Genomic DNA, 7809 nt, shown 5'->3' on the forward strand with positions numbered 1-7809 from the left:
CACCACTCACAAACATAAAGAGGTACGTCAAATTTGACACACCCCAATTTTGTTGAATACATAAATTCACTCCACAACCTTGTGAAATGTGATTATATCAACTCAAATCTAAATCCAAATCATTTTCAGTTTCCTCTTCTTCAATTTCCACTTTTTCAAAAAGTTTACCCGCAGCCTTTGCATTTTGCTGAATTTCTCTTTGTAACTGTAGAAATATTTTTATTGCTTTCTCGTCACCTTTTTTAGCGTTGTCAATAGTGATATTATAAATGTCCATAAAGTCATCACTAATTTTAGTTGACAAATACAACATTAATAATGACTTATATTCATCTGTTTTTTCCCATTTTAAAAATGGGTTCATGCTTTTACGATTAACGGAATGAAGAAATTCCTTTTCAGTTTTTAAAGGTCGTTCTTGATAATATCGTAAATCTGGAAACTTATATCTAAAATATTCTGCTTTTTGCCAATCGATCTGTTTGAGTGCTTCAAATATCGTTGTCATTGTTTATCACCTACAATTTGATTGATTAATTCTTGGGCTTGTTTACATAGATATATTTGCAATTGATTCAACATTTCCATTTTTCCTATCCCTTTGTCCAACTCATGGATACCGTCATTTAAACTTTTAATATTCTCTTTTATAGATTTAATATTTTCCTGCATCGATTAATTCCTCCTAGATTAGTTGATTATTTCTATATAAATAATAAAGGGGGTACACTTAGTGAACACCCTTTAACCGACTATTTCCAATTCCTTTTCAATATCAATAGATTTTTTCTTGCTTTTCTTTTTGTCAACACGTTTAATTAATTTGTCCATATTGTCCTTATGTACATTTAAAAATTTATCAATTTCTATTTCTTTTGCACTATCTAAAATGTGATGTTCAAAATAAAATGAACCGTCACTTTTAACCCTTCGATATGACGAAAGGAAATAATTACGATTCATTTCATATATCATCTTGTTGACATAGTCCTTGTCAAATCCTAGAAACTTAGCTATTTTTACAATAGACATCCACATTTTTTGTTCTGTATTTTGGCTGTATTTTTTAATCAAGCAATACAAAGCAAAATATTTTTCATTTAACCCTTTTTTCCTATACAATTCAAACAAATCAAGTGGGACATAAATGTAATAATCATCACTAACATATTTGTAATCAGCAATAGGAAATGTATCTGTTGCAACAATAAATAATACATCTCTATCACGAATATTTTCTTTTTCATCTATCAAATAATCCCAACGTGAAACATTGTTCAGTTTGATTATTTTGGCAGATTTTAATTTTTTTAGCAACTCAAATACTTCCTGTGTCGAATATCCTGTTTCTTTGCGTAAAAGTGAAATAGATGTGATAAACGTATGTTCATTTTCTTGATTATGCAACCGGAATTTATATAGTTGAAAATATAAATTTAACCCTTTATATGTAATTTTTTGATAAACATTTTTTTGTCTCTCTAAGTTATCAAACCAACTGCTTTTAATTTTGATACTATGTAATGTATAATTCATTGTTATTGATTACCTCCTGATTGATTAAACTTTATATAATAATCCTAAAATCAAAACACGTTAGTGTTTTGAGATATATAAACTTATTATCTTTAATATTATTAACTAAGTTTATTACATCCCTTATTTTCAAAAAATATCATAATAATTGCATCTAAAATATGTACCCTTTAAGGTAAAATATCATGATTTTTGCAATATCTATATATCCCTTATTTCCGAAAAATATCACGATTTTTGTATATGGAATATATACCCTTTATAGTAAAATATCACGATTTTTGTAAAATATATGTACCCTTAAAGCAAAATGTAAAACAAATACTTTTAATGTCCTTATATGTCAATGTTTTGACGTATCGGAAAAAAAATAAAATATCAATAATCTTGTTTTTGCTTATACTCATTCAAGGCAATTTGTAAAATATCATTCTTATAAAACATACTAAACGTCTTACCTGTTGTTGGATTTTTTGCGACTGTGATATAGTCAATCCCTTTAACATCATGCAAATACTTAAATAAATTTTTGTTATAACAATAAAAAAAATCTGTGTTTTTCATGATTAAATTCCTCCTTGGTTTTTTAGGGGGGAGTGTGTCACAACTTTGTGACACTAGGTGTCACCCCCACTTAATTTAATTTGGATAAAGCGTATAAACAACCTTGTGACGATTGATTACAGACAAACTAAAAACACGACCTTTGATGTCGTGTTTAGATGTACCGGTATTAAATTTTTTTGATTGTGGTCTAGCTAATGTGCATTTAGTTATAAATAACACATCATCTATATTAAAATCTAACATCGGGAAATGCTCTTGTAAATAGTCAATCGGTAAATTAGTTATTAACTTATAACCGCCTTTTGTTTTATATGCAGATATTGTTTCTCTTAATTTATGTTCGTTTTGGAATTGTATTAATTCATCTTTTGTATATGTATCAAAAATATCTTTAAACATTTTAAGTCCTATTGCTTCCTGCCAGAGTTGAAAATATTTATACGCTTCATAGTGTTTCGGATGATAAGCCCCATAAAAATAAGAATCAATACAAGCCAATATTTTTAATTGTTCTTCTGTTAATTCCGAATTATTAGGTAGTATTAATTTATCAAACGCATTGTATAGTGATAGTACAGTCAATAAAGTTGAACCACTATATTTACGAAAATAAGTTGTATTATGTATTGTACCGCCGCCGTATACACGAGTTGCAAAATTATTTAAGTTTGCACTGTTTGGATTAACAAAATCGTCTTTTGTCATTCGTGTCACGTGATTACAAAATGTTTTTATCTCGTGATCTTCAGCGGCCAAATCACAACCGATTAACTTTGATTTATCGTTTTTGGGCTGTATCGAATATATTTTGTTAAAATCATAAAATAATCCTATTTGACAACCAAATAAATATTTTAATATTGCTACTGTAAATAATGAATCTAAGTCATTTGTTAAAATAAGTTTATAGCTACTATCAATTTCTTTTGTCCAATCTTGAAATTTATTTTTTAATTCTTGTTGCATGTAAAAAGTGAAAGAGTTTTACTCTCCCACCAATCCTCTTATAATCTAACTCTCTCCTTTTTAACTAACTTCTCCTTTTTTTAGTTAGCTAAAAGGAAAGTGGTTATGATGAGTTTTTAACTTTCACATCTTCACCTCCATTTTCCAATTTTCAATTGATTAATTTTTTATTATTTATTCTCTATGTATTCTCTATATTTTTGCTCTAATTGTTTTGAAAAAACACGTTTTCCATTTTCGTAAAGCGAAATATACGATTGACTAATTTTTAGATATTTTGCCAGTTCATTATGTGTAATTTTTTTTCGTTTGCGTAAAATTATGTAGTATTCTTTATGGCTAATCATTCCTTTCAATCTCCTTTTTGATTAAATTTAAAAAAAGGGAAGGGGATAACCCCAAACCCTTTAAGGTGTGTATTAAATTATTCAGTTACAGTTACAACCGCAATGGCTTTAGGACTTGCAACTTTTAGCGTATATTCACCGATTACTTGCCCCTTGACGCTATCACCAGTTTTTGCTAATGGTTCAAATTGTGCTTCACGTAAACTTACAAGATCAACATAATTATCATTAAAAAATACTGCTTTATCTGCCGGAACATGTTTAGATAAAACTAGATTTACTGTTCCATAATTCGTATTTATCGAATCTGCAACTAAACCAAAGTTTGTTGTAACATGATTGTAGTTATAACGATCTTTATAAATTTCGTCAATTTGTTCTTTGACGTCGGCATTAACTAATGCATAATATTGACCTTCTGCTAAATTTTGATTCCATAATTTCCGCATTACATCTTTAATAGTTTGTTCTGTTACTTTACCAGCAACATTTACTGCATTAGTAGGATCAGCAAACTCAATTAATCCCGACATACGCCGAATAAATGGCGTGGTAGAACCATCATTTTTTAACGAATTAATCAATGCTTTTTCAACTGCAATTTTTGTTTCTAGTAAACGGTCGTTAATTTCTTCTGAAAATTGAGTTGATTTTATAGCAGCTGCAGAACCGCTTAAACTTGCGGCTTTTTTGAAAATTTGAAGTACGTTATTTAACTCACGTCTCGCAGATTCCTGAAACGCATTTGTTTCAGACCCTTCAATTTGTGCAATATCATCCGTATTATCGAGAGTCTTTTCTCTCCACGTGTAGACTGTTGACGTTGCTTTTTCAATGTTGCCTTTTGACATTAATAATGTAGTTAAGGGCGTTGCTTGTACTCCAATAAGTGCGATTTCTTGAGCAAGGGAAATTCTTTCAGCATTTGTAAAATTAGTAGATTCAAACATTAATAATCATCCTCCGATATTTTTAATTTTGTATAAAATAAAAACGACCTAACTATTAGTTAGACCGTTTATTACCCAAATAATTTAGATAGTTTTGTTGCAATCATGCCTTTGGTGTCTTTGTTTTTAGCAAATACATCATATTCGTTATCTTTGGCATTGTCCTTTGGTACATAGCCAACTTCAATTTTAATATTATTTACAATCTTATTTAATTTCTTAACAGTTTCTTTTAATTCATCATCATTTGCCACTTTGACAATATCCTTAAACTGTTCCAATCCATTTTCTTTAAGCGTTAATTGAATTTCTTTGTCAAATAATTCCTTTTGTTTTTGTTGAATTACCTTTTCTTCTTCCGTTAAATCCATTGGGAGTTTGGCTTTTACTTCTTCCAATTCGGCAACAATAGAATCATATTCACTTTTAGCAACTGTTTCAACTTGTTGTTGCTCTTGTTGTTCGTTATTTTGTTGTTGATTTTCATTCATATTTAAAACCTCCAATTTGATTATATAAATTTAACTTGCACCAAATCCCGTGCGAGGATTGGCTTATCATTATAAACCCCCTTAAACTCAAATATAAATTCGTCCAATTCAAGGGGAGGGGAATAATCATAAAAATAGACACCAACATTTTCTTTGTTCGTGTCATCCAATTCATACTGTTCCACTTGGTTTTTATCTTTATCATAAATCGTTAAAGTTACATTTATAGGGTCTACTGATTGACCGTTAAATGACTTAAAATGACATTGTAAACGGATTGTATCGCCTTGTATCATTTAATCACCTCACAATAGGAAGGATTAGTAATATAATAAGTATTCGATAAATTTTGCTTATTATAAGCCGTAGAATTGCCCTTTATGACGTTTAAATAAGCGTTAGGTATAAATGTATCAATAGGGGCTAAAACGTTAATATAAGACGTTATAGGGCTTGTATGAGTGTTTAATTGTTTAGTAGACTTGATATACCTTTCAATTTTGGCTTGGATTGGGTTGATATAGGTATGTACATTTTCGGTTATATTTCGTACTATTTTATTAGACTTTTGAGCATATGTATAAATGGGTAGGGAATAAGTCAAGACGTTTTTTGTAGTGCTAATTTTTCTATTAGTTATTGAAAAAACTGGACTTGAAATTGATTTTGTGTGTTTGGTTGCTTTGATATTTTTACTTACATTTGATTTAATCGGCAAACTGTGGGAATTAACTGTAATTGTTTCTTGTTTTGTCGCTGGAATATTAGCAAAAACTCTTAAAGTAGGATAACCTGTTTGACTATCCATGTACCAAACATTTTTAAAATCCCATCCGACATAAGTTGATTGTTGTTTCATTTCATCTGTTGTCAGTCCCACTACTCCTGACGTTTGATAATTTGTTGTTCCTGCGATTGTTTTATTAAAGTAGTTACTTACAAAAGTTGGTCTATATCCTGCGCTTGTGTTCATTCGCCCATAAAAGCCGCCTGTGTTGGTTTGTCCGCTTACTTTGCTTTTTGTATAGTTATTTTTTAAAATTGCTGTCTCATTTGGTAAAAAGCCGACAAAGCCGCCTGTGTCATTACCGCCGATTACATTGCAATCTGTAAAACAGTTTTCTATGAGACCGTATTGCCTACCGACTATCCCACCTGTATAGTATGCGGTCGGACTAGTATTTTTAATTGTCCCGGTTACATAGCAATTTGTAATTGTTGATTTAAAGTTTAGTGCTACTAATCCAGCAACATTATTTTTGTCTGACTCGACATAAATATTTTCTAGCCCTAAATTTTTTATATATCCGTTTGACACATCACCTCTAGCGTTTCCGATAAATGCGGCAAATTCTGTGCTGCTGATAATTTTTAAATTTATTATTTTATGTCCTTTGCCGTCGATGTAGCCCTCAAATCTATTTGTTGTTGATGGGGCAATGGGCATCCAATTTTCCCACAACGACATATCAATATCATTAGTTAGTTCATAATATGCTTTTAAGTCATTGCGAATTGCGTTTAAATCTTCCGGTGTGCTGATTAAGTATGGATCTGTTTGTGTTCCTAAACCTAACATTTTTAATCAACCCCTTAAATCACTTGGGGTACTTGGATATTATGGATTACCGTTAATTCGTCTTGGTCTGTTTCAAGCATGAAAGGTGTAAATGATTCTTCACTTATTGCATTACCACCAGTAGCAACATTATAAATAGCTGATTTTGCAAAAGTACAAGGTAGGGTAATATCTGTATCACTACCTTTAATCACTACTTGTAATTTTAATGTTTGGTCGCCTGCGTTATGTGTCCATGTACAACGTAAATCAGTAGGGGATAATCGCAAAATTGCGACTCCTGATTCATTTTGTAACTCTAAATATTGCCAGTTTGATTGAATGTAATCCCTTAAATTTTGATAAGCGTAACTAGTTATTTCTGACATTAATTTTTAACCTCCTTTAATGATGAAATTTGTTGTTCCAAACCTTGTAAACTTATTACAATTTTTTCCATGCTCTCATTTTGTTTGTCAATCTGTTGTGATAATTTTTCTTCTCTTGTTTTTGCCTCTTTTCGTGTGTCAATTAATAACCAAACAAATAATAGGGCAAATATTCCTTGTGATAACCAAACGTCAAGGGGGACTTGTGATATATCCATTTTAAACACCGCCTTTTAAAATATGTAATAAATATGACTAAAAAAAGAGAGTGGGCAGATTGTCCACTCGAAAATTGGAAAACAGAAGTCAACATGTAAAATTGACTTTTAGGAGAACTAAATAAAAAAAAGAGTTTAATACCCTTTATTAAATGTCATTTTAATTGACACTTAATAAAAGATATTACAGTGTATCATTTTAACGGTCTAGTTTTATTCTACTTTTATTCCATATAATAAATTTGAACTTAGCATTTAAAAAACTCAACTTAGGTTTTTAACCAATACGAACAATGTTCTTGTCAGGTTTTCAAGTGTTTGCCTTCCTTTAACGACAATCGGTTAAAAACTCTTGTATCCTTACTCTCCCAACGGTTTCAGCGTTTTGATGTTTTTAAAGTTAGATTAAAATCCTTATATATCAAGGGTTACGAAGGTTTTAAAACATGGACATTAAAAATATTAATTTATTAATTTATTTACTCTATCATAATAAGGAATTTCTAAAAATTGCTGCAAACGTTGATACATCAAGGTTTCTGTGAGTTTTCTAAACCCTTAACATTTTTATTTTTAAATTTATTACACTGTATCCATTCTGATAAATAAACTCTAAACAGGTAGTTTTTACTCCTCTTATTCCATATAATAAAAATAGACTCAATACCTAAAAAATCCAGTGTTTTCAAGTATTTTGCGATTCGTCTAAAAGTCGAGAATGATATTTTCTTTTTTTCTAAACCCTTAACATTTTTATTTTTAAATTTATTACACTGTATCCATTCTG

The 7809-nt window shown here is 30.0% G+C and carries 13 protein-coding genes; all 13 read right to left on the bottom strand.

Annotated elements, in window-relative coordinates; all coding sequences use genetic code 11:
- Positions 1 to 97: 97 nt before the first annotated feature.
- Positions 98 to 508 carry a hypothetical protein gene (locus tag LIZ98_RS09930; RefSeq protein ID WP_227140211.1) on the bottom strand — a complete coding sequence of 137 codons (411 nt, stop codon included), beginning with the start codon at positions 506 to 508 and terminating at the stop codon, positions 98 to 100.
- Positions 505 to 672, bottom strand: a complete 168-nt coding sequence (locus LIZ98_RS09935; RefSeq protein ID WP_227140210.1) for a hypothetical protein — start codon at positions 670 to 672, stop codon at positions 505 to 507. The genes LIZ98_RS09930 and LIZ98_RS09935 overlap by 4 nt, the downstream gene beginning before the upstream one ends.
- Before the next feature lie 72 nt (positions 673 to 744).
- Entirely contained in the window at positions 745 to 1536 is a 792-nt protein-coding gene (locus LIZ98_RS09940; RefSeq protein WP_227140209.1) for a hypothetical protein, read from the bottom strand.
- Positions 1537 to 1914: 378 nt separating this feature from the next.
- Positions 1915 to 2100, bottom strand: coding sequence for a hypothetical protein (locus LIZ98_RS09945; RefSeq protein WP_227140208.1), 186 nt, complete (start codon positions 2098 to 2100; stop codon positions 1915 to 1917).
- A 75-nt stretch (positions 2101 to 2175) separates the two neighbouring features.
- Positions 2176 to 3069: a hypothetical protein gene (locus tag LIZ98_RS09950; RefSeq protein WP_227140207.1), complete on the bottom strand. Its 894-nt coding sequence runs from the start codon at positions 3067 to 3069 to the stop codon at positions 2176 to 2178.
- A 170-nt stretch (positions 3070 to 3239) separates the two neighbouring features.
- Positions 3240 to 3416 (bottom strand): helix-turn-helix domain-containing protein, encoded by a 177-nt coding sequence (locus tag LIZ98_RS09955; protein WP_227140206.1) that lies wholly within the window; start codon positions 3414 to 3416, stop codon positions 3240 to 3242.
- 77 nt (positions 3417 to 3493) lie between these two features.
- Positions 3494 to 4366, bottom strand: coding sequence for an SU10 major capsid protein (locus LIZ98_RS09960; protein WP_227140205.1), 873 nt, complete (start codon positions 4364 to 4366; stop codon positions 3494 to 3496).
- A gap of 71 nt (positions 4367 to 4437) precedes the next feature.
- Complete coding sequence (locus LIZ98_RS09965) at positions 4438 to 4857, bottom strand: hypothetical protein (RefSeq protein WP_227140204.1); 420 nt, start codon at positions 4855 to 4857, stop codon at positions 4438 to 4440.
- Positions 4858 to 4877: 20 nt separating this feature from the next.
- A complete protein-coding gene (locus LIZ98_RS09970; RefSeq protein WP_227140203.1) occupies positions 4878 to 5153 on the bottom strand; it encodes a hypothetical protein in 276 nt (91 codons plus the stop codon).
- Complete coding sequence (locus LIZ98_RS09975) at positions 5150 to 6436, bottom strand: GLUG motif-containing protein (protein ID WP_227140202.1); 1287 nt, start codon at positions 6434 to 6436, stop codon at positions 5150 to 5152. The genes LIZ98_RS09970 and LIZ98_RS09975 overlap by 4 nt, the downstream gene beginning before the upstream one ends.
- A gap of 14 nt (positions 6437 to 6450) precedes the next feature.
- Positions 6451 to 6804: a hypothetical protein gene (locus tag LIZ98_RS09980; protein ID WP_227140201.1), complete on the bottom strand. Its 354-nt coding sequence runs from the start codon at positions 6802 to 6804 to the stop codon at positions 6451 to 6453.
- Positions 6804 to 7022, bottom strand: a complete 219-nt coding sequence (locus LIZ98_RS09985) for a BhlA/UviB family holin-like peptide (RefSeq protein ID WP_227140200.1) — start codon at positions 7020 to 7022, stop codon at positions 6804 to 6806. The genes LIZ98_RS09980 and LIZ98_RS09985 overlap by 1 nt, the downstream gene beginning before the upstream one ends.
- 530 nt (positions 7023 to 7552) lie before the next feature.
- On the bottom strand, positions 7553 to 7809 hold a 257-nt coding region (locus LIZ98_RS09990), incomplete at its 5' end, for a hypothetical protein (protein ID WP_227203038.1).

It is taken from the genome of Caldibacillus sp. 210928-DFI.2.18 (assembly GCF_020554505.1).
GTDB lineage: Bacteria > Bacillota > Bacilli > Bacillales > Caldibacillaceae > Caldifermentibacillus > Caldifermentibacillus hisashii.

Excerpts from the sequence above, each read along its gene's own strand:
- LIZ98_RS09985 (WP_227140200.1), bottom strand. The coding sequence starts at position 7,022 with ATGGATATATCACAAGTCCCCCTTGACGTTTGGTTATCACAAGGAATA.
- LIZ98_RS09935 (WP_227140210.1), bottom strand. The coding sequence starts at position 672 with ATGCAGGAAAATATTAAATCTATAAAAGAGAATATTAAAAGTTTAAAT.
- LIZ98_RS09970 (WP_227140203.1), bottom strand. The coding sequence starts at position 5,153 with ATGATACAAGGCGATACAATCCGTTTACAATGTCATTTTAAGTCATTT.
- LIZ98_RS09955 (WP_227140206.1), bottom strand. The coding sequence starts at position 3,416 with ATGATTAGCCATAAAGAATACTACATAATTTTACGCAAACGAAAAAAA.
- LIZ98_RS09960 (WP_227140205.1), bottom strand. The coding sequence starts at position 4,366 with ATGTTTGAATCTACTAATTTTACAAATGCTGAAAGAATTTCCCTTGCT.
- LIZ98_RS09975 (WP_227140202.1), bottom strand. The coding sequence starts at position 6,436 with ATGTTAGGTTTAGGAACACAAACAGATCCATACTTAATCAGCACACCG.
- LIZ98_RS09980 (WP_227140201.1), bottom strand. The coding sequence starts at position 6,804 with ATGTCAGAAATAACTAGTTACGCTTATCAAAATTTAAGGGATTACATT.
- LIZ98_RS09950 (WP_227140207.1), bottom strand. The coding sequence starts at position 3,069 with ATGCAACAAGAATTAAAAAATAAATTTCAAGATTGGACAAAAGAAATT.
- LIZ98_RS09945 (WP_227140208.1), bottom strand. The coding sequence starts at position 2,100 with ATGAAAAACACAGATTTTTTTTATTGTTATAACAAAAATTTATTTAAG.
- LIZ98_RS09940 (WP_227140209.1), bottom strand. The coding sequence starts at position 1,536 with ATGAATTATACATTACATAGTATCAAAATTAAAAGCAGTTGGTTTGAT.
- LIZ98_RS09930 (WP_227140211.1), bottom strand. The coding sequence starts at position 508 with ATGACAACGATATTTGAAGCACTCAAACAGATCGATTGGCAAAAAGCA.
- LIZ98_RS09965 (WP_227140204.1), bottom strand. The coding sequence starts at position 4,857 with ATGAATGAAAATCAACAACAAAATAACGAACAACAAGAGCAACAACAA.